Annotated in this window: 24 protein-coding genes; 13 read left to right on the top strand and 11 right to left on the bottom strand. The window is 56.7% G+C overall.

Annotated elements, in window-relative coordinates; genetic code table 11:
- Positions 1-19 precede the first annotated feature (19 nt).
- The gene (modE, locus tag KB890_RS06580) at positions 20-808 is read right to left on the bottom strand and encodes a molybdenum-dependent transcriptional regulator (RefSeq protein ID WP_020324037.1); all 789 of its coding nucleotides are present in this window, start codon (positions 806-808) and stop codon (positions 20-22) included.
- Positions 809-960: 152 nt separating this feature from the next.
- Between modE and KB890_RS06575 the strand changes: the two genes are divergently transcribed.
- The 4 genes from KB890_RS06575 (at position 961) to modC (ending at position 3,776) form a co-directional block, all read left to right on the top strand.
- Positions 961-1,110, top strand: coding sequence for an AcrZ family multidrug efflux pump-associated protein (locus KB890_RS06575; RefSeq protein WP_002895156.1), 150 nt, complete (start codon positions 961-963; stop codon positions 1,108-1,110).
- A gap of 142 nt (positions 1,111-1,252) precedes the next feature.
- On the top strand, positions 1,253-2,026 hold the full coding sequence (gene modA / locus KB890_RS06570) for a molybdate ABC transporter substrate-binding protein (protein ID WP_004176834.1): 774 nt from the start codon (positions 1,253-1,255) through the stop codon (positions 2,024-2,026).
- The gene (gene modB, locus KB890_RS06565) at positions 2,026-2,715 is read left to right on the top strand and encodes a molybdate ABC transporter permease subunit (protein WP_002895159.1); all 690 of its coding nucleotides are present in this window, start codon (positions 2,026-2,028) and stop codon (positions 2,713-2,715) included. Before modA ends, modB begins: the two co-directional genes overlap by 1 nt.
- A 2-nt stretch (positions 2,716-2,717) precedes the next feature.
- Positions 2,718-3,776: a molybdenum ABC transporter ATP-binding protein ModC gene (gene modC, locus KB890_RS06560; RefSeq protein WP_004179075.1), complete on the top strand. Its 1,059-nt coding sequence runs from the start codon at positions 2,718-2,720 to the stop codon at positions 3,774-3,776.
- Here modC and KB890_RS06555 read toward each other — a convergent pair whose 3' ends face one another.
- On the bottom strand, positions 3,777-4,595 hold the full coding sequence (locus KB890_RS06555; RefSeq protein ID WP_002895164.1) for a pyridoxal phosphatase: 819 nt from the start codon (positions 4,593-4,595) through the stop codon (positions 3,777-3,779).
- 228 nt (positions 4,596-4,823) lie between these two features.
- On the opposite strand from KB890_RS06555, the gene pgl reads away from it, so the two are divergent.
- Positions 4,824-5,819 carry a 6-phosphogluconolactonase gene (gene pgl, locus KB890_RS06550; protein WP_004183458.1) on the top strand — a complete coding sequence of 332 codons (996 nt, stop codon included), beginning with the start codon at positions 4,824-4,826 and terminating at the stop codon, positions 5,817-5,819.
- A 110-nt stretch (positions 5,820-5,929) separates the two neighbouring features.
- Here pgl and KB890_RS06545 read toward each other — a convergent pair whose 3' ends face one another.
- The 3 genes from KB890_RS06545 to ycgZ all read right to left on the bottom strand — a co-directional run bounded on the left by KB890_RS06545 (position 5,930) and on the right by ycgZ (position 6,926).
- Complete coding sequence (locus tag KB890_RS06545; protein ID WP_002895168.1) at positions 5,930-6,196, bottom strand: biofilm development regulator YmgB/AriR family protein; 267 nt, start codon at positions 6,194-6,196, stop codon at positions 5,930-5,932.
- Between the two features lie 51 nt (positions 6,197-6,247).
- Positions 6,248-6,553: a hypothetical protein gene (locus tag KB890_RS06540; protein WP_004147654.1), complete on the bottom strand. Its 306-nt coding sequence runs from the start codon at positions 6,551-6,553 to the stop codon at positions 6,248-6,250.
- 127 nt (positions 6,554-6,680) lie between these two features.
- A complete protein-coding gene (ycgZ, locus tag KB890_RS06535; RefSeq protein WP_004151693.1) occupies positions 6,681-6,926 on the bottom strand; it encodes a regulatory protein YcgZ in 246 nt (81 codons plus the stop codon).
- A gap of 330 nt (positions 6,927-7,256) precedes the next feature.
- Between ycgZ and KB890_RS06530 the strand changes: the two genes are divergently transcribed.
- Positions 7,257-8,468, top strand: a complete 1,212-nt coding sequence (locus KB890_RS06530) for a diguanylate phosphodiesterase (RefSeq protein WP_004176831.1) — start codon at positions 7,257-7,259, stop codon at positions 8,466-8,468.
- Between the two features lie 155 nt (positions 8,469-8,623).
- Positions 8,624-9,358 carry a MerR family transcriptional regulator gene (locus KB890_RS06525; protein ID WP_020324027.1) on the top strand — a complete coding sequence of 245 codons (735 nt, stop codon included), beginning with the start codon at positions 8,624-8,626 and terminating at the stop codon, positions 9,356-9,358.
- A 41-nt stretch (positions 9,359-9,399) separates the two neighbouring features.
- Here the strand turns inward: KB890_RS06525 and KB890_RS06520 are convergent, their stop codons facing one another.
- Both KB890_RS06520 and KB890_RS06515 read right to left on the bottom strand, forming a co-directional pair.
- Complete coding sequence (locus KB890_RS06520) at positions 9,400-9,954, bottom strand: helix-turn-helix transcriptional regulator (RefSeq protein WP_004151695.1); 555 nt, start codon at positions 9,952-9,954, stop codon at positions 9,400-9,402.
- 81 nt (positions 9,955-10,035) lie between these two features.
- Positions 10,036-10,248: a biofilm development regulator YmgB/AriR family protein gene (locus KB890_RS06515; RefSeq protein ID WP_002895280.1), complete on the bottom strand. Its 213-nt coding sequence runs from the start codon at positions 10,246-10,248 to the stop codon at positions 10,036-10,038.
- Positions 10,249-10,632: 384 nt separating this feature from the next.
- On the opposite strand from KB890_RS06515, the gene KB890_RS06510 reads away from it, so the two are divergent.
- Positions 10,633-10,779 carry a hypothetical protein gene (locus KB890_RS06510; protein WP_009483834.1) on the top strand — a complete coding sequence of 49 codons (147 nt, stop codon included), beginning with the start codon at positions 10,633-10,635 and terminating at the stop codon, positions 10,777-10,779.
- Positions 10,780-10,981: 202 nt separating this feature from the next.
- Entirely contained in the window at positions 10,982-11,488 is a 507-nt protein-coding gene (locus tag KB890_RS06505) for a hypothetical protein (RefSeq protein ID WP_002895283.1), read from the top strand.
- A gap of 16 nt (positions 11,489-11,504) precedes the next feature.
- Here the strand turns inward: KB890_RS06505 and KB890_RS06500 are convergent, their stop codons facing one another.
- From KB890_RS06500 to KB890_RS06490, 3 genes are read right to left on the bottom strand one after another with little or no spacing between them, the layout of a single operon-like run.
- Complete coding sequence (locus KB890_RS06500; RefSeq protein WP_002895284.1) at positions 11,505-12,428, bottom strand: acyltransferase; 924 nt, start codon at positions 12,426-12,428, stop codon at positions 11,505-11,507.
- Positions 12,429-12,466: 38 nt separating this feature from the next.
- Positions 12,467-15,532 carry an efflux RND transporter permease subunit gene (locus tag KB890_RS06495; protein WP_019705951.1) on the bottom strand — a complete coding sequence of 1,022 codons (3,066 nt, stop codon included), beginning with the start codon at positions 15,530-15,532 and terminating at the stop codon, positions 12,467-12,469.
- Positions 15,533-16,618: an efflux RND transporter periplasmic adaptor subunit gene (locus tag KB890_RS06490; protein WP_004147662.1), complete on the bottom strand. Its 1,086-nt coding sequence runs from the start codon at positions 16,616-16,618 to the stop codon at positions 15,533-15,535.
- A 533-nt stretch (positions 16,619-17,151) separates the two neighbouring features.
- Between KB890_RS06490 and KB890_RS06485 the strand changes: the two genes are divergently transcribed.
- Both KB890_RS06485 and KB890_RS06480 read left to right on the top strand, forming a co-directional pair.
- Positions 17,152-17,583, top strand: a complete 432-nt coding sequence (locus tag KB890_RS06485; RefSeq protein WP_004183465.1) for a universal stress protein — start codon at positions 17,152-17,154, stop codon at positions 17,581-17,583.
- Positions 17,584-17,634: 51 nt separating this feature from the next.
- On the top strand, positions 17,635-20,322 hold the full coding sequence (locus KB890_RS06480) for a cation-transporting P-type ATPase (RefSeq protein WP_019705953.1): 2,688 nt from the start codon (positions 17,635-17,637) through the stop codon (positions 20,320-20,322).
- 273 nt (positions 20,323-20,595) lie between these two features.
- Here the strand turns inward: KB890_RS06480 and KB890_RS06475 are convergent, their stop codons facing one another.
- Positions 20,596-21,879, bottom strand: coding sequence for a putative acyl-CoA thioester hydrolase (locus KB890_RS06475; RefSeq protein WP_004142122.1), 1,284 nt, complete (start codon positions 21,877-21,879; stop codon positions 20,596-20,598).
- A 154-nt stretch (positions 21,880-22,033) separates the two neighbouring features.
- Here KB890_RS06475 and hutI point away from each other — a divergent pair, with 154 nt between their 5' ends.
- Together hutI and hutG are read left to right on the top strand one after the other, a co-directional pair.
- On the top strand, positions 22,034-23,353 hold the full coding sequence (hutI, locus tag KB890_RS06470; protein ID WP_004153329.1) for an imidazolonepropionase: 1,320 nt from the start codon (positions 22,034-22,036) through the stop codon (positions 23,351-23,353).
- Positions 23,350-24,306 (top strand): formimidoylglutamase, encoded by a 957-nt coding sequence (gene hutG / locus KB890_RS06465; RefSeq protein ID WP_020324032.1) that lies wholly within the window; start codon positions 23,350-23,352, stop codon positions 24,304-24,306. The genes hutI and hutG overlap by 4 nt, the downstream gene beginning before the upstream one ends.
- Positions 24,307-24,314 lie beyond the last annotated feature (8 nt).

The raw sequence follows: 24,314 nt of genomic DNA, 5'->3' as shown, positions 1-24,314 counted from the left end.
ACGCGTAATGTCAATGGGGTCAGCATAACGTCGCGAGGATGATGCGATCGGCATTGAAGTAAGCGATCGCCTCCGTTCCTTCCGACAGGCCAGCGGCCTGCGCCTGTGGCAGGGTGGCGCACAGGGTTTGACCGTCCGCCAGGGTCATCAGTACTTCGCACTGTCCGGACCCGCATTCGATATGACTGATACGTCCCGACAGCTGGTTATCGGCCTGGCGGGCTGCTGCGGGATCGAGGGTGATGCCGACCCATGGCGCTTTGAGCAGGACCAGCACCTCCTGGCCCTCATCGAGTCCCAGCTTCTCAGCGCTTTGCGCGGTGATGGCGACGTTCAGGCGGGTTTTTCCGTCAGCCAACAGTACTTCCACGTGCTGCTGCACCTGCTGGCGATCGCGGCCGGTAATGGTGCCGAACCACTGGTTGCGGGCGCTGGTCTGCAGGGAAAAGCGCGAGATGGCCGCCAGCAGGCTATCCAGCGGCAGGGCATCGTCATCGCTGAGTACATCAAACGCTTTCTGCTGGATCTGCGCCAGCAGATCGTACAGCTGGATCAGACGCTGCCCGTAGCGGGTCAGCACCGCGCCGCCGCCGCCCTTTCCGCCGGTGGCGCGATCCACCAGCGGTTGTTCGCTGAGCTGGTTCATCTCATTGATGGCATCCCAAGCGCTCTTATAGCTGATACCCGCATGCTTCGCCCCCTGGCTTATCGAACCGGTCTGGTCAATCTGTTTGAGCAGGGCGATCCGCCGCGGATCGGCAAACAGGCGCTGCTGTAGCTTAAGGGTGAGAAGAATTTCGGCCTGCATAATCGTTTCCTGACAAAAAAGGGTATTGTGACCGATAGTCGCCCACTTGCAAAACCTCTCTGCGCGGTTGGTCATTACCCACCGCACAAATGGGACGTGTTTTTTCGGCTGAAATCGTTACAATCAGGAAATCATACTATCTGGAGTGAACCATGTTAGAGCTTTTGAAAAGTCTGGTTTTTGCGGTCATCATGGTACCGGTGGTGATGGCGGTCATCCTGGGACTGATTTACGGTCTTGGCGAAGTGTTCAACCTCTTCTCCGGCGTAGGCCACAAAGATCGCAGCCAGCAAAATCACTGATTTCCCGGCGCCCGGTTTAACCGGGCGCTGTGCTATTTCCCTCCTGTATCATTTCCCTTCGTTTTATTGTCCTGTATCACTATAAAAACGCTTCGCATATCGTTATATTATCGACTACATAACGCATTGACAGGAGAGTAAGATGGCAGGTTCTTGGTTACGCGGGGTTGTCGGGGTATCACTCACGCTGTGCGTCGCGGGTCAGGCGCTGGCGGCAGAGGGTAAAGTGACCGTTTTCGCCGCCGCATCGTTAACCAACGCGATGCAGGATATTGCCCAGGCGTACAAGAAAGAAAAAAACGTCGAGGTCGTGTCGTCGTTTGCCTCGTCTTCGACGCTGGCGCGGCAGATAGAAGCGGGTGCGCCAGCGGACCTGTTTATCTCCGCCGATCAGAAATGGATGGATTACGCGGCAGATAAAAAGGCCATCGATCCGGCAACCCGCGCCACTCTGCTTGGCAACAGCCTGGTAGTGGTCGCGCCGAAAGCCAGTGCGCAGGGGGCGATAACCATTGATGAGAAAACCGACTGGACCAGCCTGCTGAAAGGAGGCCGTCTGGCGGTGGGCGATCCACAGCATGTCCCGGCCGGTATCTATGCCAAAGAGGCACTGCAGAAACTCGGTGCCTGGGAGACGTTGTCGCCGAAGCTCGCCCCGGCTGAAGACGTGCGCGGTGCGCTGGCGCTGGTGGAGCGCAACGAAGCGCCGCTGGGGATTGTCTATGGCTCCGATGCCGTGGCCAGCAAGGGGGTGAAAGTGGTCGGCACCTTCCCGGAAGCCTCGCATCAGAAAGTCGAGTACCCGCTGGCGATTGTCGATGGGCACCGCAATGCGGCTGTGAGCGCCTTCTATGACTACCTGAAAGGGCCGGAAGCGTCCGCTATCTTTAAACGTTACGGATTTACCACCCGCTGATGTTTCTGAGCGAACCCGAATGGCAGGCGGTGCTGCTGAGCCTGAAAGTCTCCTCCCTGGCGGTGGCCTTGAGCCTGCCCTTTGGCATCTTTTTTTCCTGGCTGCTGGTCCGGCGCACCTTTCCCGGCAAGGCCCTGCTCGACAGTATTCTCCATCTGCCGCTGGTGCTGCCTCCGGTGGTGGTGGGGTACCTGCTGCTGGTGGCCATGGGGCGGCGCGGGTTTATTGGCAGCTGGCTGTATGACTGGTTCGGCATCAGCTTTGCTTTTAGCTGGCGCGGGGCGGTGCTGGCGGCGGCGGTGATGTCTTTCCCGCTGATGGTGCGCGCCATTCGCCTGGCGCTGGAAGGGGTGGACGTCAAACTGGAGCAAGCGGCGAGAACCCTCGGGGCCAGCCGCTGGCGGGTATTTTTGACCATTACGTTGCCGTTGACTCTGCCGGGGATTATTGTCGGCACGGTGCTGGCCTTCGCCCGCTCGTTAGGGGAGTTTGGCGCGACCATCACGTTCGTCTCCAATATTCCCGGTGAAACGCGCACCCTCCCTTCGGCGATGTACACCTTGATTCAAACCCCGGGCGGGGAGGGGGCGGCGGCCCGCCTCTGCCTCATCGCCATCGGTCTGGCGCTGGTTTCGCTGCTGATTTCGGAATGGCTGGCCCGCGTGAGCCGCCAGCGCATGGGAGGATAATGATGCTGGAGCTGGACTTTACCCAGACCCTCGGTAGCCACTGCCTGCAGATCCGTGAAACTCTGCCCGCCAGCGGGATCACCGCCGTCTTTGGCGTCTCCGGCGCGGGCAAAACCTCGTTGATTAACGCCATCAGCGGCCTGACCCGACCCCAGGCGGGGCGGATCGTGCTCAACGGCAGGGTGCTGAACGACACCGCGCAGCGTATCTGCCTGGCGCCGGAGCAGCGCCGTATCGGCTATGTCTTTCAGGATGCGCGCCTGTTTCCCCATTATAAAGTGCGCGGCAATCTGCAGTATGGGATGGCGAAATCCATGGTCAGCCAGTTCGATAAGCTGGTGGATCTGCTGGGGATTGCGCCCTTGCTGGATCGTCTGCCGGGCCGGTTATCCGGCGGCGAAAAGCAGCGAGTGGCTATCGGCCGCGCCCTGCTGACCGCGCCAGAGCTACTGCTGCTGGATGAGCCGCTGGCCTCGCTGGACATTCCGCGCAAACGCGAGCTATTGCCCTACCTGCAGCGGCTGGCGCAGGAGATTCATATTCCGATGCTCTACGTCAGCCACTCGCTGGATGAGATCCAGCATCTGGCCGATCGTGTGCTGGTGCTGGAGGCCGGTAAGGTGAAAGCTTTCGGTCCGCTGGAGGAGGTCTGGAGCAGCAGCGTGATGCACCCCTGGCTGCCGGCGGAGCAGCAGAGTACGATCCTTAGCGCCACCGTCGCCGCGCAGCACCCGCAGTATGCGATGACGGCCCTGGCGCTGGGGGACCAGTTGCTGTGGGTCAACCGGCTCGAACGTCCCGCAGGCGACACCGCACGGATCCGCATTCAGGCGTCGGACGTTTCGCTGACACTGGCCCAGCCGTCCGGGACCAGCATCCGCAATATCTTGCGCGCCGAGGTGGCTCAGTGTCTGGAGGTCAACGGACAGATTGAAGTGCAGCTCAGAGTGAGTGACCGTCTGCTATGGGCCAGGATTAGCCCATGGGCGCGGGACGACCTGGCGATAGCGCCAGGTCAGCAGGTGTTTGCCCAGATCAAAAGCGTGTCGATCGCCGCCTGATTACAGCAGTTGGCGGTAGATAAACTCGGCGATGCTCGTGGACTCATTGTCGCCGATGACTATGTTGGCGCGGGCTTTCACCTCGTCCACCGCGTTGCCCATCGCCACCCCGGTGCCCGCCGCTTCCAGCATGCTAAGATCGTTGTAGTTATCGCCGAAGGCCACCACATCCTGCATCGACAGCCCCTGGTCGGCCACCCATTGCGCCAGGCGTTTGCCTTTGCTGTTGCCGGCGCGCGCGATATCTACCTGATCGTGCCACGACCATTCGCACTCGAGGCCCAGCGTCTCGCCAACCTGCTGCGCAAACCGCTGCAGGCGGGGAATGTCGTCATCGGTGAGAGCGAATTTCCATACCGCGTTAACTTCGCGAACCGCCTGCGCCAGCGAATCGACCTGAGCGAAAACTGGACGCTGATCTTCCGGTAACGCTTGCGCCCAGTTGCGGGTGCGGATCACATGCCCGGTGGGGTGTTCATAAAGCATCGCGTCGTCCACATATGCCAGGCCGTGGATCTGCTGTTTGGCAAGCATGGCAGTGAGGCTTACCGCTTGCTCCACCGGCATAGGATCGGCGGCCAAAACCTTTTTTGCATGATAATCATACAAATAGGTGCCATTACAACAAATTGCAGGTGTATCGAGAGCCAGTGCCTGATAAAAAGGATGGATAGCGACGTGATGACGTCCGGTGACGACGATGACCTGATAGCCTGCCTCTCTGGCGCGGGCCAGTGCCTCCAGCGAAGCGGGCAGAATGGTTTTTTTGCTGGTAAGCAGGGTGCCGTCTAAATCCAGGGCAATCACGCGTGTTGTCATGTGTTATTTCCGGTTGATGTTGAAAAGTGACCTGGCCATGATGGTACACCGCCGTGGCGTCAGGACCAATTTTTCCACATCTGCCGTGAATGTCTGTATGCCCTTTGTGCCGCCGGCCGGCGGAAATTCGGCGGACGATGCGAGTATCATGGGCGGATGTCTTATAATTTTCAGGGTGCTGTTATCCTGAAAATGAAAATTCCACGTGCAGTGAGGGAAGGAGTAGTCATGAAACAAACCGTTTATACCGCCAGCCCGGAAAGCCAACAAATCCATGTCTGGAGTCTTGAAGCGGACGGCAAACTGACGCTGGTGCAGGTGGTTGATGCCCCAGGGCAGGTCCAGCCGATGGTGGTCAGCCCCAACAAGGAATTTCTGTACGTTGGCGTTCGTCCGGAGTTTCGCGTGCTGGCCTATCGCATCACGCCGGATAACGGGGCGTTAACCTTTGCGGGCGAAGCTGCGCTGCCGGGCAGCCCGACCCATATCTCTACGGATCACCATGGCCGCTTTGTCTTCAGCGCCTCCTACAATCAGGGCTGTGTCAGCGTGACCCCGCTGCACGATGGCCTGCCGGGCGAAACCATCACCGTGGTGGAAGGGCTGGAAGGCTGCCACTCGGCCAATATCTCCCCGGATAATCGCACCCTGTGGGTGCCGGCGCTGAAGCAGGATCGCATTTGCCTGTTTACCCTCAGCGACGATGGTTTCCTCTCGGCACAGGAGCCCGCGGAAGTGACGACCGTCGAGGGCGCCGGTCCGCGTCACATGGTATTCCATCCCAACCAGCAGTATGGTTACTGCGTCAATGAGCTAAACAGCTCGATTGACGTCTGGGAGCTGAAAGATCCTAAGGGCAACATCGAATGTGTACAGACCCTGGATATGATGCCGCCTGATTTTAGCGGCGTGCGCTGGGCGGCGGATATTCATATCACCCCGGATGGCCGTCATCTTTACGCCTGCGATCGTACCGCCAGCATCATCACGGTGTTCAGCGTTTCGGAAGATGGTAGCGTGCTGGCGGTGGAAGGCTATCAGCCTACCGAGACCCAGCCGCGCGGCTTTAACCTCGATCACAGCGGTAAATATCTCATTGCCGCCGGGCAGAAGTCGCACCATATCGCGGTGTACGACATCGTCGGTGAGCAGGGACTGCTGCAGGAGAAAGGCCGCTATGCGGTTGGGCAGGGGCCGATGTGGGTGGTGGTCAACGCCCACTGAACCGCCATCAGGTAAAAGAAAAAACCTCGCCTTAGCGAGGTTTTTTTTGCTCAGAGCGGACAGGCTCTGCGGAGAAGGCGTTGTCCTGGCGGGCCAGAAGCGTGGCGACGTTAGATATCGTCCATGGTGTAGCCAACGACAATCTCCAGTGTTTTTCGGATCACGTCCGCGGTCACCACGTCATCGGTGGTTTCCAGCGCCTGAATCAGCCATAAAATAATGGCCTTATTGTTCAGGTGACCCTCGGACTGGAGAATACTGTTGATGGCGAGCGACATGACGGCGGACTCATCAACCAGTTTATCACCGGCGTTACGGAAATAGTCGGAGAGCGCGGTGTCCTGCAGTCTTGCGTAAATATCTGGTTGCTGATGCATAGTCTGTCTCATCACATTCTCACTCTGTTTAATTCACCATGGTTGGGATAATCAGTGGATCTTTTTAGCTTCCGACGGCATGCTGTCTGGCGCCAGCGAACCTCTGGTTTCCCAACGGCCATTGATTTTCTTTACCTGTAAAGGCGCGTACTTCCGCTGACGGATAAGCTTCGCGCAAATTTCTTCGATCACGGCAGCGATGATCTTTCTACGCTGGCGATCTGGTTCTGTCGCCTGCATTAACCGAAGTCGAACCAGCAGGGTCGGGGTGGTAATCGGGCGATTCGTTTTCAGAAGCGCTAGAACCGCCTCGCCGATGATTTCATCGGTTATTTCCTCAGTTTCACTGTTATTCATAACCGTCTCTATGCATGCCACCCTTTTCCTGAATAGGCGAACGGGCATTCAGGTCAGCAGCAGGTTTGTGGAAGCGATCGCCCCTCATCTGCTACTGCGGCGCTGCAACAGGCGACGATCGATGACGTTATTCCTGGCCAGCAAACAGCAGACCAATTAAGGTCTGATAGTGGCTCTCTTCCTCCGGCGCGCGAGCACGGTCCAGGCGGCTCAACAGTTTGGTGCATAGCGCTTTGCGGTTGAGATGACGCCCTTCGTTAAGAATATCCATCACGATCTGACCCAGGGTTTCCTGCTGGGAAGGCAAAGATGCTTTGTTGAAATACTGGGCAATTGCGTTCGCTGTATCTGGAATGTAACCATTCTGCTGCATATGTGCTCCTTTCATTTCATTCATCTGTTAACTGCCATTAAACTTATACAATAATTATTAACCTGTACACACAAAGTTGCACAATAATGATTCATGTTAGTTTAACTATATGATTTTTAATTGTTTAATTTTTTTTTGCCTGGCGCGGTTCTGGCTTGTAAAGGTGGGGTTTAGCGTTGCATGTTGTACAAGGAAAGAAAAAAAGGGAAAACCTTGCACAAAGAAGGGATTTTTAGTGTATCTTTTTTGTTAAGACAAAACGTAGTTTTACGAGACCCTTAGCCTGATAACTGCTACTGTGAATGCTTATCCCTCCCATCTGGAATCACTATGCTAACCACCATCATTTATCGCAGCCATATCTGCGACAATGTCTCATTCAAATCGATCGAGGCCATGGTCGCCAGGGCAAACGAAAGAAATGGGCAGGCGGACGTCACCGGTATTTTACTTTTTAACGGGACGCATTTTTTTCAACTCATTGAGGGGCCTGAAGAAAAGGTTCAGGATATTTATCAGCATATCTGCCAGGATCCTCGCCACTATAATCTGGTGGAGTTGCTTTGCGATTATGCGCCGTCCCGTCGTTTTGGTAAGGTCGGGATGGAACTGTTTGATTTACGCGAACACGATCGCGAGGAAGTTCTGCAGGCGGTGATGGACCGGGGGACGTCAAAATATCAGCTCACCTATGATGACCGGGCGCTGCAATTTTTCCGTACTTTTGTCGAAGCCACAGAAAAAGCGAACTATTTTGAGATTCCTTCCGCAGATAGTTGGGTTTTTATTCCTGATAAGGAGACGTTCTATCCTGATACCCCGATTATCGATAATACGGAAGGTTGTTCCTTTGCCTTCCAGCCGATTGTCGACCCTTTCGCCTGCGAAATTATTTCGTGGGAAGCGCTGTTGCGTACACCGGACGGGCAATCCCCCGGCGCCTATTTTGCCGGGCTGACCGGGGACGATATTTATCTCGCTGACCTGCACAGTAAACGGGTGGCGTTGTCGCTGGCGGGAAAATTAGGTTTACGTAATAAGGCGTTAAGCATTAATTTACTGCCGATGACCATGGTCAAAGCGCCGAATGCGGTGGCTTTCCTGCTCGACGAAATTAGTCGCAATGACCTTATTCCGGAGCAGATTATTGTCGAGTTCACTGAGCGGGAAGTGATTTCGCGGATGGACGATTTTACCGATGCGGTGCGCAAACTGAAGGGCGCGGGAATTAATCTTGCCATCGATCACTTCGGCGCCGGGTTTGCCGGGCTATCGCTGCTGGCGCAATACCAACCCGACAGAATTAAAATCGACCATGAGCTGATCCGCAATATCCACCAGGACGGACCGCGCCAGTCGATTGTACAGGCGATTATCAAATGCTGTACTTCTCTGGAGATTGCGGTCTCAGCCGTCGGCGTTGAGCGTGCTGAAGAGTGGATGTGGCTGGAATCAGCCGGTATTTCACAGTTCCAGGGTAATTTGTTCGCCAGCGCGCGCCTGGGGGGCCTACCCGCCGTCGCATGGCCGGAGAAAAAATGAACCACCGCGAAATCAGCTAAACATTTTTTCATCTTTTTTCCCGGGCGCTGTGAGCCGCAACCTGATATCTTTATCTGTACAAGAAAATAGAGTTGTACAGGATGCCTGAATTCGTTAGTTTAGGTATTAAGGTATCAGGTTGATGTGAGGCTGCTATGGCGTTTTACAGTATCGGTGAAGTCGCCGAACGTTGCGGAATCAATCCGGTCACACTGCGCGCCTGGCAGCGTCGTTACGGTCTACTGAAACCGCAGCGTAGCGAAGGCGGGCATCGACAATTTGATGAAGAAGATATCCTGCGTATCGAAGAGATCAAGCGCTGGATAGAGCGCGGTGTATCAGTAGGGAAAGTCAAAGCGCTGCTGGAGGATAACCTGCCGGCGGCGCGCGACGAATCCGCGCATCTTCAGGAAGAGATGATGTCCATTCTGCGTTATATGCAGCCCGCCAGAATCCGCGCCAAATTAATGGCGCTCAGTCATCAACACCCCGTCGACACCCTCATCGATAGCCTGTTAGTGCCGGTACGACAGCGTCTCAAGTTGGATCAGAATACCTCGCTGGTGATTAGCAGCATGCTGGACGGCCTGTTAATTGACTGCGTAGCGTTGTTTCTCGCCGAAGCGCGTAAAAAAAATGGCAAAGAGACGCTGCTGGTGGGCTGGAGCAATGAGGACAGGACGCGTCTGTGGCTGGAGGCATGGCGTCTTTCCCAACGCGGCTGGCATGTCAACGTTCTCGCCGAACCGCTGGAGTCGCCGCGGCCTGAGCTATTTCCCGGGCAGCATATTTTCGTCTGGACCGGACGTGCCGTCACGCCTCTGCAGGAGGAGCTGCTCAGCCACTGGCAGGAGCAGGGCTTCAGCATCCATTTTCACGGCCAAAATTAAGCGCCCCGATCCGTGGTGCGGATCAGGGCTTGAGTGCTGGGTTACAGGTGAATCTGGCTCCAGGATTTGAACGTTTCGCTGCGGCTGATATTAAAAAAATCGGTTCTACCGCTGCAGCCGAGCTTTTTAATCAGATTCAGCCGGATCTGATAAATGGTTTTTATATGCAGGTTTAGCGACCGGCCAATGCTGGCGACTGCTTCGCCATTGCTGATAAGTTGAATAACTTTCTTTTCCCGCTCGGTAAACTGCACCGAGGCGCCTGGCGCCGGATGGGTTTTGTAATAGCGGGTGGGTTGATGCAGAAATATCTTTAACTCTTCCGGCGTCGAGTTGGCCGGTAAGCGCAGCATAGGCAGTTCACTAAGAAAATTAAGATCGTTGCCTTCGGTTAACAGAATAAATAATGTATCCCGCCGATTATAGTTGTGCTGCAGTACCGCGAAATAATTGTCGCTGGTGAAGAAAACATGTTTTTTGCGGAAGTAAGATGCCGGCAGGCTATTCAGGATCAGCGACATCCCATAGAGAAGAAAACCATTATCAAACCACAGATCGTAATGCTCAGAACGATAGCAAGTATTATGGTGTGACATTTTTTTGCCTCAGTTAGCCGATAGAGACCCAGGCGCGCCGGTACAGCAGGTCGAAGCCTGCTGCCAGCACAGTGGGTTTATTTAATGATGAGGTTTGCTGTACAGCATATCCAGCGCCTGCAGATAGAGATCGGAAAGTATTTCGTTACTTTCCGTTTGCAGACGATGCTGGATTTCCGTAATCATCCGCTCATTATTTACCGTTCTGTGCTGCTTAATGAGCGTATTCTCAATATTCTTCATCAGGGCCGAATTGAAGACAAACTCTGCTGGAATGGTATTTTTAATATGCATAGCTCGAACTCTCCCACGTATAAAGCAAACAGACAATAAAAGTCGCAGCGTACCGTTGATACGCGCCAAGTCACGAACAGGAAATGTATAACCAGGAACCACCGTCCGACTCGCTGCGCAATCGTCAAGCTTCCCCGCTTTGTTGCGCAACAAGCAGTTAACACTCCAAAACTATAGACGCTGATTTCACTATGTACAACTTTTTTCATTACTATATGTACAACGTAACGGCTTATTTTTTGTGTGTGTTTTAATTTGTTGATATATAATGATTTTATTAATTGATAACTTGTACAGAAAAGCCGGGTTGTGCAGGATTTCGCTGTAAAACCAGCGGGAAGAAGCTGATGATGGTAGAAGAAAGCCAATTGTGAAAATTCTGTCATGGCTGGCGAAATGCATGAAATTGCGCCGACGCGCGAAGGGGTAAACAGCAACGCTGTCGTCGACAGGTGGCTTTCTTCCGCGTCGGAGTCTGAGCATAGCGGAAAATATGATGAGGCTTTGTCTGCTTTTTGCACAGTAAGGTAAAGGGGTAACGTCTGCCATGTCGTAAACGGCCCATTCGATTTGTTGGCGAATAAGGGCTGTGCTACGCTTTTTGGTAACGACGCGGCGGTTTGGCATCGTTATTTTTCCCATTTCCCTGTCGAGTCTTATACCCCTGTCACGACCGGTAAATACGGCAAAAGCTTTCTGTCCCTGGACAGGCCTTGAGGACTGAGGAGGGAAAATGCGCGGCAAAAGCGTGATGCTCCTGGCCGGGTTAGCCTCTCTCGCGCAGGCGAACGAACTTAACCTCTATTCGGTGAATACCGGTTCCTATGTTTACCATCTGACCAATAATCACGGACAATATACAGAGAATTTCGAAAATCATTTTTTCTCAGTGGAGCGGAAATTCTCTGCAGACTCCAAATACAGCCTTCTGCTTGGCACTATGAATAACAGCTTCAACGATCGCTGCCTGGCGCTGGGGGTGAGAAGAGACTGGTACCACAGCGGCAGCGGGTGGACCTTCAAAGGCGTTTACGGCTATACCGGCGAATTCTTCTTCGACGCCTTCGAGCATTGCGGCGATCATGGCTCCTATAAAGACTTTAAGGACGCCACGGGGATCGGCTTTTCACCCTATATCTACCACGCTATCCAGTATAACTTCACCGATTATTTCGCCGTTGAAAGCGGCATTATTATTCCCAGCGTGTTTGTGATCAGTATCCAGTGGAGCTTCCGCTAAATCGTCCCGTTGTCGGTTACAAGGTAATCACCTTCCTGAGCAGCGTACTGGAGAGCGCGGCAAGGGAAATGAGCACCGACAGGACAAAGGTCAGCGCTATTACCCCCAACTTGGTGGCTAGCGAATGCACAGGGATGAGCATCACCAGCAGGTGAAACACGGAATAGTGGAGGATATAAACTCCGGTCATCGCTTTACTGACCGTCGCCAGCACGGCCTCTTTCCACTCGCGGTTCTTTTTAAACTGCACGGCGTTAGCGGCGATCACCAGCAGGACGATCAGGATATAAATTTGCGATCCCGTGAGAATGAACGCATTACGATCTGCTTTAAACAGGGCGAAGAAGAAATGGCGTTCATAAAACCAGGTAAATAAATAGACAAAGGGCAGGGCGATAATCGACCCTTTAATCACCTGTGGGTTGCGTATCCACTCCGCGACCTTTGGATCGTTAAACAACTGCCCGGTTAAATAAAACAGTAGCCATGTCCACAGGCGATACTGCGGCGGCAAACTGAAAAGATGTCTGTCCGGGTAGATCACCGAGAGCAGGTCGTAACCGTAGGAGCAGCACAGCAGCGTCAGGAGCACGGCGAAAAAGAGCCCGCGCCGCTGGCTGAGCCAGGCGATCAAAGGATGAAAGGTATAGATGACAATCAGGGCGAAAATAAACCAGGGCTGGATCAGGTAGCCGCGCTGGTAAGGCTCCCAGACATAATAGACCGTCACCCAAAACAGAAAGACGATGACCACGCTTTTAATTTTACCAATTTGCCAGTTGGCATCGTGGCGCGTCTGCGCATCAAGATAGCCGGCCACGACAAAAAACAGCGGCGTCGCGATGGTCGAGATAAAGGTCAGCAGCCCGAGGATCCAGTGATAGTCATAATCAAAGCGATCCCAGGTGTTATAGATGGTGAAAAAGGTCACCGCTGTCATACAGCCTAATGTCTTGATAATGCTCAGACCGGTACTGTTCATCGTTGAGGCGTCATATCCTTATGGTGAAAGCAGGCGTAAATCACCGGCAGAACCAGCAGCGTCAGCACGGTGGCAAAGGCGAGGCCGAACATGATCACCACCGCCATACTCTGGAAAAAGACATCGCGCAGCAGCGGGGCCAGGCCAAGTACGGTGGTGAAGGCGGTCAGCAGGATCGGCCGCAGACGAGAGGTTGCCGCATCAATAATAGCTTGTCTTTGATCTTTCTCCTGTTTTTGTTGCTCTATCTCTTCTACCAGCACAATGCCGTTACGGATCAGCATACCGCTCAGGCTGAGCAAGCCGATTAAGGCCATAAAGCCGAAGGGGATGCCGGTAAGCAGAAAGCCGGGTGTGACCCCGATCAGCGCCAGCGGAACGGTCAGCCAGATGGCGACGGCGTTTTTCAGCGAACTGAACATCAGCACCGTTATGATAAACATCACCAGATAGCCAAGCGGCAGGGTTGTAAACAGTCCCTGCTGCGCCTCACTGGAGTTCTCGGCATCGCCGCCCCATTCGATACGGTAGCCGTGGGGCAGCGGCAGTGCGTCAATGCGCGGTTTCACCCGCGCGAGAATATCACCCGAGGTTTGGCCGCTTAGCGGGCTGGGGTCGGTCTGGACCGTCAGCACCCGGGTACGATCCCGGCGGAGGATCAACGGATCTTCCCACTCCAGGGCGAAACCATTGATGACGTTACTCAGCGGGATATATTGCTGGCGACTCTGGCTCCAGACCAGCACATTATTCAGATGGTTGGCATCCTGACGTTCTGCTTCCGGCGGCCGGACGATCACTGGCAGCAGATCGGCCCCTTCACGATATAACCCGGCGCGACTCCCGGAGAAATTCATCTCCAGCGCGTTATCAATATCCTGTTTATCCACCCCCAGCTCGCGTCCCAGCGCCGGGGAATACTGCGGGCGGATCACTTTGCTGCGGTTCTGCCAGTCATTACGCACGCTGTCGGTCGCCGGGTCTGCGGCGAGGATATCGCCTACCTGACTCGCCAGCGCGCGCAGCGTATCCGGGTCTGGGCCCTTAATGCGCACCTCAATCGCGCTATCTCCGGAGGGGCCGAACATAATGCGTTTGGTGCTGGCGTTAACCTGCGGGTAGTTTCTGGCAATCCAGTCCTCCACGTGGCGGGTGACAGGGGCGATGCCACGTTGATCATCCATCCGCACCATAATCTGCGCGTAGTTGCTGTACTGGCGCTGCCCGCTGTAGGTGAGAATGAAACGCATACTGCCCTGGCCGATGGTGGAGACGGTGGTGACCACCCCCGGCTGACCGGCTATCGACCGCTCGATATCCCGGGTCATCTTCTCCGTGGCGTTTATATCGGTACCGTAGGGTAGCCACAGGTCGACAAAGAATATAGGCGTATTCGATGACGGAAAAAAATTCTGCCGAACAAAGGTAAAGCCCCAGATCGCTCCGGCTAACAGCGCGCCCATCAGCACCAGGGTCAGGGTCTTTTGCTGCAGCAGTATTCGCAGCGCCTGCTGATAGCCACGGTAAAAGCTGCCGCGGTAAGGATCGGCCTTTTCCTCCGCGGCGGCGGCCGACGGGGCGTTTTTAAACAGCCACCACTTAATAAGCACCGGGGTGATGGTCAGAGCGGAAAACCAGCTCAGCATCAGGGAGATCAGCAGCACCTGGAACAGCGATTTGCAATACTCCCCGGTAGAGTCCTGGGAGAGGCCAATCGGCGCGAAGGCGAGGATGGCGATGATCGTCGCGCCAAGCAGCGGCAGGGCAGAGCGACGGATCACATAGTTAATCGCGCCCAGCAGCGGAGAGCCTTGCTGACGGGCGATGAGCACCCCTTCGACAATCACAATGGCATTGTCCACCAACATACTCAGGGCGATGATAAGCGCTCCGAGGGAGATCCGTTGTAGTTCGATCCCCCAGATATACATGATAAGCAGGGTGCCGAGAACGTTGAGCGCCAGCGACAGAGCAATAATAATCCCGCTGCGCACCCCCATAAATACCAGCAGCACGCCGACGACAATCGCCAGGGCCATCAGAAAATTGGTAATAAAGCCATTGACCGAGTGGGCGACCTCAGCTGCCTGATCGTAAAAAATAGCGATGTCGATGCCCGCCGGTTTGTCGGCGGCCATCTGCTGGAGGCGGGCCTCGAGAGCGTGGCCGACGTCAATAACGTTGACGCCAGGGATAAAAGAAACTCCCATGGTCACCGCCTGGCGCCCGTTGGCATGATAGATACTGGCCGGCGAGTCGGTTAGCCCGCGCGACAGCGTAGCAATATCCCGCAGTCGGGTGGTGGCGCTGGCGCCGTGAGGGCTGACCAGCAGATCTCCCAGCTCATCGATGCTCTGAAACTCACCGGTGGGGTGGAGGCGGATCGATTCGCTGCCAACGCGGATCTCCCCGGCGCTGGACACCACGTTGAGTCGGGCCAGGATTGCGGCGAGCTGGTTGAGGGTGATCCCGCGCGCCGCCATCTTCGCCAGCGAGATATCCACATTGATCTGCTGCGGAATGACGCCGCCGATAGCGACTTTACCGACCCCCGGCACCAGCACCAGCTCCCGGCGCAACTGTTCGGCATAGCGCACCAGCTCCGGGTTGGTAAAACTGTCGCCCGAGATAGCGAAGAAAAAGCCAAACACATCGCCAAAGTCATCGTTGACGAAAGGGGGGACTACGCCAGGGGGGAAAAGGCGGCTGGCGTCACCGACCCGGCGACGTAGCTCATCCCAGATTTGCGGCAGCTCGCTGGAATGGTACTGCGAAGCAATATTCACCGTAATTTGCGATAAGCCATTCGAGGAGATGGAGCTGACGTTATCCAGCGAGGGAAGCTGCTGAATCGCGTTTTCCAGCGGCAGGGTAACCTCCTCTTCCACCTGCTGAGCGGACGCGCCAGGGTAGTGGGTGACGATCACCGCCGTTTTGATGGTGAAGGCGGGATCTTCCAGGCGGCCGATATTGAGCAGGGCGAACAGGCCACCCACCCCTAACAGCAAAATGGCTAACCAGACGCGGGTCGGGTTGTTAATAAACTGACGGGAAATATCCATTTATAATCCTCGTTCACGCGTCCAGACCCGCACCGGCTGCCCGGCATGCAGCTCGCTCACGCCCGCCGCAACCACCTGTTCACCCGCGCGGAGACCGTCGGTGATCGCCACTCCCTGCGAAGTCACCTCGCCGACGGTGACCTTACGCTCCTCAAGATATCGATGCGCGTTATCGCCTTTCACCACCCAGACTACCGGCTCGTTCTTTGGCCGGTTATCGGGGTTAAACACCGCCTCCGCTGGCACAATGAGGGTTTCCCGTCCGGCGCTGGCCGGTAAATTGCCGAGATTGACCGTCACGGTGCCGCTGACCCCGCCGACGGCGGGAAAATCATCTGGCCGCGGCATGGTTAACACGATCTGCCAGGTGAGGGTGCTATTGTCGCTGCTGCCGGTATGCTCTTTGTATTCCGCGGTAAACTCGCGGCCCGGCAGGGTATTGATCCTGACGACGGGACGGTAGGCGGTATTGCGGATATCCAGGGAGGTGAACAGATTTTCGGGAATGCTGAAGACCACATCCAGCAGGTCGGTCCGCGTCAGGGTGATCACCGGTTGGCCGGCGGCGACCACCTGATGGTTGCGGATATGCACGCCGGCGGCAATCCCGCTAAAGGGCGCGATGAGGCTCATTTGCGCCAGCTCTTCGCGAGCGATTTTTAAGGCCGCATTGGCGGCATCGCGATTGGCGCGCTGCACGTCCATCTCCGCCTGGGAAATCGCCTGGCGCCCGGCCAGAGTCTGGAAGCGGTCGAACTGACGCTGGGCGAGAGTGGCCGCCGTTTGCCGCTCATTGACCCGTTGCTGGGCCTCGCGGGCATTCAGGCGCGCCAGCGTTTGCCCCTGGGCGACGCTTGCCCCCTGACGAATATCTAGCGACTCCACCTGGCCACCCCGCTTAAACGACAGTTCGGTGGAATCGCCAGACTCAATGCGTGCCGGAAACGTTCGCTGCTGGGTATTGCCCACGGCGGTCACCTGCGCCACTTTAACCATGCGCGGGGCGGACTCGACGGTGGGTGCTTTCTGATCGCAAGCGGTTGTAAATATAATAACAACCGGGATGAGAGAAAAATAACGGTTCACAATATTCCCCTCAGATTCAGGATTTATTTTACATTTTTATTACATGGCGCCTGCTTATTCTGCGAGAGCGGCGACGACCAGATAAGTGAAGAGCCCCACCGCTGTGCAGGCGACAATGGCCAGCGCGACAAACAAACCCAGGCGTAACAGGCTATAACCCAACATAATTTCCTCCCTTTACTCCCACCCGAACCGTGAATGTCATTTAATTCGGCCCCCACTGTGACCACCGGACATTCGGAGCGGCATGCCTGCTTGTAATCAGCATAGTCGGAGAAAATATGAAGTGTTAAAAAAGAGAATGCCGCGAGCGTTGGCGGCATTGAGGGGAAAGCGCAGGAGATCCGCAGGGAATATGCGGTTTTTATAATATTTTTCAGTCTATTAATCCGCCATTTTCTAATGTTAATTTTCCTGTGCTACGTTTAATAATATCTATTCCGCTCGCCGCTTCTGTTGTTGAGATTTCGTTCCTCCCCAAGTAAGGGGCTATTCATCACTACGCATTGTATTGGTAATAAAAGGATTATCTCATGTATAAAAATATCGTTGTTCCCGTTGACGTGTTTGATGCGGGCCTGGCCGACAAAGCGCTCTCTCATGCGAAATTCCTCGCCCAACATTCTGCTGGGCAAATTCATCTTATCCATGTTATTCCGGCCTTTTCTCCTGTATTAACCCGCGGATTTATCTCTGATGCCCGAAAGATGGAAGACCATTTGCTTAATACCGCTAAGGAAAAGCTGAGCGAGCTGGTGAAGAAAAATGGGCTTGCGGAAGACGCCAGCCATCTTTATGTGCGCAGTGGCAATGTTCGCGATCAAGTGATTGCCCTGGCCGATGAGCTGAAAGCGGATGTGGTGATTGTCGGTTCGCGCAATCCGGGGATCCAGACTCATCTGCTGGGCTCGGAAGCGGCCAATATCGTGCGCTATGCCCATGTACCAGTGTTCGTTGTGCGCTGATGATGGCGGGATGTCGCCCTGACTTCCGCTTCAGAAATCGAGGGAAAGAGTATGAATACAGATAAACCGGGGGCGCCCTATTATCAGCGCTCCGTCGAGGAGACTCTCGCCAGCGTGCAGAGTTCGCCGGAAGGGATTAGCGGAACAGAGGCGGCTACGCGCCTGCAGCAGTATGGCGAAAACGCCCTGCCGCAGAAGCCGGGTAAACCCGCCTGGCTGCGTTTTATTGCGCATTTTAACGATGTGCTGATCTACGTCCTGCTGGCGGCAGCGCTGCTCAAGGCGGTGATGGGCCATTGGATCGACATGGCGGTGATCCTCGCCGTGGCGGTGGTCAATGCGCTGATTGGCTTCATTCAGGAGAGTAATGCGGAAAAATCGCTGCAGAGTATCCGCAATATGCTGTCCAGCGAGGCGGTGGCGATCCGTCAGGGCAACCATGAAACCATCCCCACCACCTCGCTGGTACCTGGCGATATCGTGGTGATCCGCGCCGGCGACCGTATTCCCGCCGATCTACGGGTGATTGAGGCGCACAACCTGCGGGTGGAAGAGGCGATCCTCACCGGCGAGTCGACGGTGGTGGAAAAAACCACCGAGCCGCTAAGCGGCGATTTACCGCTCGGCGATCGCAGCAACCTGTTGTTTTCCGGGACCACCGTTAGCTCAGGGGCGGGAAAAGGGATCGTGGTGGCCACCGGCGGCGATACCGAGCTGGGCCATATCAACCAAATGATGGCGGGCATTGAGAAACACCGCACGCCGCTGCTGGTGCAAATGGACAAGCTGGGCAAAGCCATCTTTATCCTTATTCTGGTGATGATGGCGGCGCTGTTCGTCTTTAGCCTGCTGTTCCGCGATATGCCGGTCTCCGAACTGATGCTGTCGTTGATTAGCCTCGCGGTGGCATCGGTCCCGGAAGGGTTGCCGGCGATTATCTCGATTATTCTGTCGCTCGGCGTACAGGCGATGGCCCGTCAGAAAGCGATTATCCGCAAGCTGCCGACGGTGGAAACCCTCGGCGCGATGACGGTTATCTGCTCGGATAAAACCGGGACCCTGACCATGAACGAAATGACGGTGAAGGCGGTGATCACTGCCGACAGCGTCTATCGGGTGGAAGGGGATAGCTATGAGCCGGTCGGTAAGATCCACGCCATTGACGATCCGACGCCGGTCACGATCGCGCCCGGCTCGCTGTTCGAGCGCTATCTGCGCACCATCGATCTGTGTAACGACAGCCAGCTTATCAAAGAGGAGAGCGGGCTGTGGAAAATCACCGGCGGCCCGACCGAGGGGGCGCTGAAGGTGCTGGCGGCGAAGGTCACTCTGCCGCCGCTGACCAGCGAACTGCGCAGTAAAATTCCTTTTGATTCGCAATATAAATACATGTCGACCCTCTACCGGCTGGGTGAAGAGGAGGTAGTGCTGGTCACTGGCGCGCCGGATGTCCTGTTCCGCCTGTGCCAGTATCAGCAGAGCGACAGCGGATTGCAGCCGCTGGATCTCCCGTACTGGGAAGGCAAAATTGAAGAGTACGCCCGGGAAGGGCTACGGATGGTGGCCGCAGCCTGGAAGCCGGCTGCCGCAGGCCAGACCGAACTGACCCATCAGGATCTGCAGCAAGGGGTGATTTTGCTAGGGGTCGCCGGGATGATGGATCCGCCGCGTCCGGAGGCCATCACGGCGATTGCCGACTGCCTGCAGGCCGGGATCCGCGTGAAGATGATCACCGGCGACCACCCGCAAACGGCGATGAGCATCGGCAAGATGCTGGGGATTGGCAATGCGGGAAATGCCATTACCGGACGCGAGCTGGAGGTGATGGACGACGCGCAGCTGAGCGTAGCCGCGCAGCAGTTTGATATCTTCGCCCGCACCAGCCCGGAAGATAAGTTCCGCCTGGTGCAGGCTCTGCAGAGTAAGAAAGAAATTGTCGGAATGACCGGCGATGGGGTGAACGATGCCCCGGCGTTGAAGCAGGCTGACGTCGGCGTGGCGATGGGGATCAAGGGGACCGAGGTGACCAAGGAGGCCGCCGATATGGTGCTGACCGATGATAACTTCGCCACCATCGCCAGCGCAGTCCGCGAGGGGCGCCGGGTGTATGACAACCTGAAGAAAACCATTCTCTTCGTCATGCCGACCAACCTTGCCCAGGGGTTACTGATCGTGATCGCGCTGCTGGCGGGCAACGTACTGCCGCTCACGCCGGTGTTGATCCTGTGGATGAACATGGCCACCTCCGCCACGCTGTCGTTTGGCCTGGCGTTTGAAGCCGGTGAGAAAAATATTATGCGGCGGCCGCCGCGCGATCCGAAAATTCACGTGATGGACGGCTTTGCCATCTGGCGCGTAGCGTTTGTGGGGTCAATGATTGCGGTCAGCGCCTTTATTCTCGAAGCCTGGCTGCAGCCGCGCGGCTATTCGCCGGAGTTTATCCGTACCGTGCTGTTGCAGACTCTGGTCACCGCCCAGTGGTTCTATATGCTGAACTGCCGCGTATCGGATGGATTCTCGTTAACCAAAGGTCTGCTGGCCAACAAAGGGATCTGGATCGTCAGCGGCGTACTGCTGGTGCTGCAGCTGCTGATTATCTACGCGCCTTTTATGCAGATGCTGTTCGGCACCACCGGGCTGCCGTTCCGCTACTGGGTGATCACCTTTATCATCGGCTTCGCCATGTTCCTGATCGTGGAACTGGAAAAACCGCTGACCCGCAAATGGCGTTCCGCCTGACGGCGTGAAGCGCTGAACGAAAAAGAAAAGAGGGGGCATCGCCCCCTCTCTGGCTGACGACAAACCTGTTTCGTCATTGTGCTCGCATTTCTGCCGGGTGGCGACTTTCGCCTTACCCGGCCTACGAAAGACTTCAATATCAAACCGTTATGCAGTTATCTGTAGGGCCGCGCAAGCGCAGCGCCGCCGGGCAATTCCTGAAGATTGCACGTTGTCAGCAGTTTGAGAGAGGGCATCGCCCTCTCTTTTATTATGGTTCACGCTTGTTGCGCTTTACTGTTTCGGCTCGGCGACCACGGTGCTTCCCACGCCGCGGTTATTGTACTCCCACATGCGGTTGAAGCCGTTGTCGTTGAGGTTGCGCTGCAGATTGCCTTTGTCATCGGCGCTGCCGGTGTTGCCGCTGAACGGGCGGCCGGAGCCTACCGCCGCCGCCCACGGCTGGGCAATATTAAAGCCTTCATTGATAGCGCTGTCGCGGATCACCACCTGGCCGTTGCTGTTGCCATCGACGTCCAGCGCGCGGCCGAGCTGCGCGACGTTATCCCCGGAGGCGGTGAAGCGGCTGTTGGTCGCCAGGAAGCCGTAGGTCACGCTCTTCAGAGTAGCCGGCGCGAAGACGTAGGCCTCTTTCTGGGTACGGGAATTCACCACGCGGAAATCGGTGTTATCAAACACCACCGCGCCGCGGCCGGAAACGATATCCACATCGCCTTCAATGTAGCTGTTGGTCACCAGGGTGCGGGTCTGACGGTTGTCCTGCAGACGGTTTTGCACGCCGCTGTTGGTCACGAAGAAGGTGTTCTGACGGCCAAGAATATTGACCTTATTGATCTGCACCTGGTCGCCATCGCTGCGCAATGCCACCGCCTGGTGGGTACCGGCGTCAACGCTGTCGCCGAGGTTGTTGGCGATGGTCAGGTTCTGCAGCTGCAGACCATTATTCTGTGACCAGAAGACTGCGGAACACATTACGCCGACGGTCGCCGCGGATTTGCTTTGGCAACTGTCGAACATATACCACGCCGGTTTACCCGGCATATATTTACCGCCTGGATTGACCAGACGACGCCAGGTGTTGCGATCCATCTCGGAATCAATGGCTTCGCTGATTTTCACGTCGATTGGCTTATCGCCAGTACCATACAGGGTCAGGGCGCCCGGCGCCGCCGGAACGTAGACGGTTCCCGGGTACTCGCCCGGCATAATCGCGATATACAGACGACGGTTAGAGTGACGGGCAATTGCCGCATCCACCGCCGCCTGAATGGTGGTATGGGTTACGCCCTGGGTTCCCGCAGGGCCGACGATAAAGTCAGGCTGCGCCGGCAGGCTGATAGCAGACGGCGTCCAGGCGGCGGCGTTGGGAGCCAGCGACTGGAAATAGGCCGCCGGCGTGAAGTTTTTCGCTTCTTCGGCGTTGAGTATGGGACGCGCGGTAGTGCCCGGTGCAGTCTGCGTTGAGGGCTGTTGATCGGCAGGCGTCGAGCTACAGGCGGACAGCGTCACGCCGAAGGCCAGCGCCAGCGCCAGACGGGAAACGGAATATGTGTTCATGTTGCTCCGGGCAAAATTAAGCGTAGTGAAATACCCCGGCTGAGACGCCAGGGTATAAGTCCTTTAAAACCTGCTGTTTTATACTAACTTGAACGAAACGGGAAGACGTGGACGGAAAAACTTACCGTCTTTACGCAACGCGCAGCCCTGCCGGATGGTCTTTAGTCACAAAAAAATAACATTTCCCTGCGCTATTGTTGACTTTACCGGCGTTATGAAAATAAATGTCTATACAACCCATGACAAGTTAAGCGCTATGACTGAAGCCACTTCCGAACTCGTTATCTGGCGAAACGGGCGTCTCGCCACCCTGAACCCCGATCACGCTCAACCTTACGGCCTGCTGGAGCGCCATGCGCTGCTGGTGCGCGACGGCCGCATCGCGGCGATTGTCGCCGAAGATGACGTCCCCAGCGGGCGCAGTATCGATCTTGAAGGCCGGTTGGTAACGCCGGGATTAATCGACTGCCACACCCATCTCGTCTTCGGCGGCAGCCGGGCCCAGGAGTGGGAGCAGCGGCTGAACGGCGTGTCGTATCAAACCATCAGCGCCAGCGGCGGCGGCATTAACTCCACCGTGCGCGCCACGCGCGACAGCAGCGAAGCTGAACTACTGGCGCTGGCCCAGCCGCGTCTGGAACGCCTGCTGCGTGAAGGGGTGACCACCCTGGAGATCAAATCCGGTTACGGCCTCGACCTGCCAAACGAACGCAAAATGCTGCGGGTCGCCCGACAACTGGCCGATCATAATGGCGTGGAACTGTCGGCGACGCTGCTCTCCGCCCATGCCACGCCGCCGGAATATCAAGGCGATGCTGACGGCTATATTACGCTGGTCTGCGAGACCATTTTACCGACGCTGTGGCAGGAGGGACTGTTTGAAAGCGTTGACGTCTTCTGCGAAAACGTCGGCTTCAGCCCGCAGCAAACTGAGCGCGTCTTTCAGGCGGCGCAGGCGCTGGGCATTCCGGTAAAAGGCCACGTTGAGCAGCTCTCGTCGCTGGGCGGCGCGCAGCTGGTGAGCCGCTATCATGGGCTTTCCGCCGACCATATCGAGTATCTGACGGAAGAGGGCGTGGCGGCGATGCGTGAAAGCGGCACCGTGGCAGCCCTGCTCCCCGGCGCGTTCTACTTCCTTAATGAAACTCGTAAACCGCCGGTCGAGCTGCTGCGCAAGTACCAGGTGCCGATGGCGGTGGCGACCGATTTCAACCCCGGCACCAGCCCCTTCGCCAGCCTGCATCTGGCGATGAACATGGCCTGCGTTAAGTTTGGCCTGACGCCGGAGGAGGCGTGGGCCGGGGTGACGCGCCATGCCGCGCGGGCGCTGGGGCGCCAGGCCAGCCACGGCCAGCTGGCGCCGGGCTTTGTCGCTAACTTCGCCATCTGGGATGCTGAGCATCCCGTCGAGATGGTGTATGAGCCGGGGCGCAGTCCGCTCTGGCATCGCGTTGTTCAAGGAGAACTGCAATGATGCTGTGGCAAGCTACGCCAGCCAGTCTCTGGCAGGGACGCGACGACAGCGCGGAAGCGCCCAATGCGCTGCGCCTGTTCCAGACCATCGCCCGCGCGGAACGCTTCGCGCCGCAGGAGATGCCCGGCGATATCGCGCTGCTCGGCTTCGCCTGTGACGAAGGGGTCCGGCGTAACAAGGGGCGTACCGGGGCAGCGGACGGCCCGGCGACCCTGCGCCGGGCGTTGGCCAATATGGCCAGCCATCAGGGTCATGACCGCTGCGTGGATATGGGCACCATCAGCGTCGACGGCGAGCAGTTAGAAGCCGCGCATCAGGCGCTGCGCGAGGCGGTGGCCGACTGTCAGCGGGCGGGTAAACGCACGCTGGTCCTGGGCGGCGGCCACGAGACGGCCTTCGGCCACGGCGCTGGGGTACTGGACGCCTTCCCGGGCGAAAAAGTGGGCATTATTAATCTCGATGCGCATCTGGATCTGCGCTTTGCCGAATGCGCCAGCTCCGGGACGCCGTTCCGCCAGTTGGCGCTGGAGTGTGACGCGCAGCAGCGCGGTTTTCACTATTCCTGCATCGGGGTTAGCCGGGCGGCGAACACCCAGGCGCTATGGGATGAAGCGGCGCGCCGCCAGGTGGCTATCGTTGAAGATCTGGAGGTGCTGACAGCCTTCGAAACTCGCGTGTTGCCGGAGCTTGAGCGCAATATCGCGCAATTCGACCGTCTGTATCTGACTATCGATCTCGACGTGCTGCCGGCGCGAGAAATGCCGGCGGTGTCGGCCCCGGCGGCGCTGGGCGTGCCGCTGGCCACGCTGCTGCGCATCGTTGAGCCGCTGTGCCGCAGCGGTAAGCTGCAGGCGGTGGATCTGGTGGAGTTTAACCCGCTGTTTGACATTGACGGTCAGGGCGCTCACACGGCGGCCCGTGTGGCATGGCAAATCGCCCATTGGTGGCGCTAGCGATCCGC

Origin of the sequence: Klebsiella sp. P1954 (genome assembly GCF_018199955.1) — a bacterium.
GTDB lineage: Bacteria > Pseudomonadota > Gammaproteobacteria > Enterobacterales > Enterobacteriaceae > Klebsiella > Klebsiella pneumoniae.
The sequence above is the reverse complement of the archived record's forward strand: the minus strand, read 5'-3'. Positions and strand labels throughout refer to the sequence as shown.

Excerpts from the sequence above, each read along its gene's own strand:
- modE (WP_020324037.1), bottom strand. The coding sequence starts at position 808 with ATGCAGGCCGAAATTCTTCTCACCCTTAAGCTACAGCAGCGCCTGTTT.
- KB890_RS06575 (WP_002895156.1), top strand. The coding sequence starts at position 961 with ATGTTAGAGCTTTTGAAAAGTCTGGTTTTTGCGGTCATCATGGTACCG.
- modA (WP_004176834.1), top strand. The coding sequence starts at position 1,253 with ATGGCAGGTTCTTGGTTACGCGGGGTTGTCGGGGTATCACTCACGCTG.
- modB (WP_002895159.1), top strand. The coding sequence starts at position 2,026 with ATGTTTCTGAGCGAACCCGAATGGCAGGCGGTGCTGCTGAGCCTGAAA.
- modC (WP_004179075.1), top strand. The coding sequence starts at position 2,718 with ATGCTGGAGCTGGACTTTACCCAGACCCTCGGTAGCCACTGCCTGCAG.
- KB890_RS06555 (WP_002895164.1), bottom strand. The coding sequence starts at position 4,595 with ATGACAACACGCGTGATTGCCCTGGATTTAGACGGCACCCTGCTTACC.
- pgl (WP_004183458.1), top strand. The coding sequence starts at position 4,824 with ATGAAACAAACCGTTTATACCGCCAGCCCGGAAAGCCAACAAATCCAT.
- KB890_RS06545 (WP_002895168.1), bottom strand. The coding sequence starts at position 6,196 with ATGCATCAGCAACCAGATATTTACGCAAGACTGCAGGACACCGCGCTC.
- KB890_RS06540 (WP_004147654.1), bottom strand. The coding sequence starts at position 6,553 with ATGAATAACAGTGAAACTGAGGAAATAACCGATGAAATCATCGGCGAG.
- ycgZ (WP_004151693.1), bottom strand. The coding sequence starts at position 6,926 with ATGCAGCAGAATGGTTACATTCCAGATACAGCGAACGCAATTGCCCAG.
- KB890_RS06530 (WP_004176831.1), top strand. The coding sequence starts at position 7,257 with ATGCTAACCACCATCATTTATCGCAGCCATATCTGCGACAATGTCTCA.
- KB890_RS06525 (WP_020324027.1), top strand. The coding sequence starts at position 8,624 with ATGGCGTTTTACAGTATCGGTGAAGTCGCCGAACGTTGCGGAATCAAT.
- KB890_RS06520 (WP_004151695.1), bottom strand. The coding sequence starts at position 9,954 with ATGTCACACCATAATACTTGCTATCGTTCTGAGCATTACGATCTGTGG.
- KB890_RS06515 (WP_002895280.1), bottom strand. The coding sequence starts at position 10,248 with ATGCATATTAAAAATACCATTCCAGCAGAGTTTGTCTTCAATTCGGCC.
- KB890_RS06510 (WP_009483834.1), top strand. The coding sequence starts at position 10,633 with ATGGCTGGCGAAATGCATGAAATTGCGCCGACGCGCGAAGGGGTAAAC.
- KB890_RS06505 (WP_002895283.1), top strand. The coding sequence starts at position 10,982 with ATGCGCGGCAAAAGCGTGATGCTCCTGGCCGGGTTAGCCTCTCTCGCG.
- KB890_RS06500 (WP_002895284.1), bottom strand. The coding sequence starts at position 12,428 with ATGACAGCGGTGACCTTTTTCACCATCTATAACACCTGGGATCGCTTT.
- KB890_RS06495 (WP_019705951.1), bottom strand. The coding sequence starts at position 15,532 with ATGGATATTTCCCGTCAGTTTATTAACAACCCGACCCGCGTCTGGTTA.
- KB890_RS06485 (WP_004183465.1), top strand. The coding sequence starts at position 17,152 with ATGTATAAAAATATCGTTGTTCCCGTTGACGTGTTTGATGCGGGCCTG.
- KB890_RS06480 (WP_019705953.1), top strand. The coding sequence starts at position 17,635 with ATGAATACAGATAAACCGGGGGCGCCCTATTATCAGCGCTCCGTCGAG.
- KB890_RS06475 (WP_004142122.1), bottom strand. The coding sequence starts at position 21,879 with ATGAACACATATTCCGTTTCCCGTCTGGCGCTGGCGCTGGCCTTCGGC.
- hutI (WP_004153329.1), top strand. The coding sequence starts at position 22,034 with ATGGTCTTTAGTCACAAAAAAATAACATTTCCCTGCGCTATTGTTGAC.
- hutG (WP_020324032.1), top strand. The coding sequence starts at position 23,350 with ATGATGCTGTGGCAAGCTACGCCAGCCAGTCTCTGGCAGGGACGCGAC.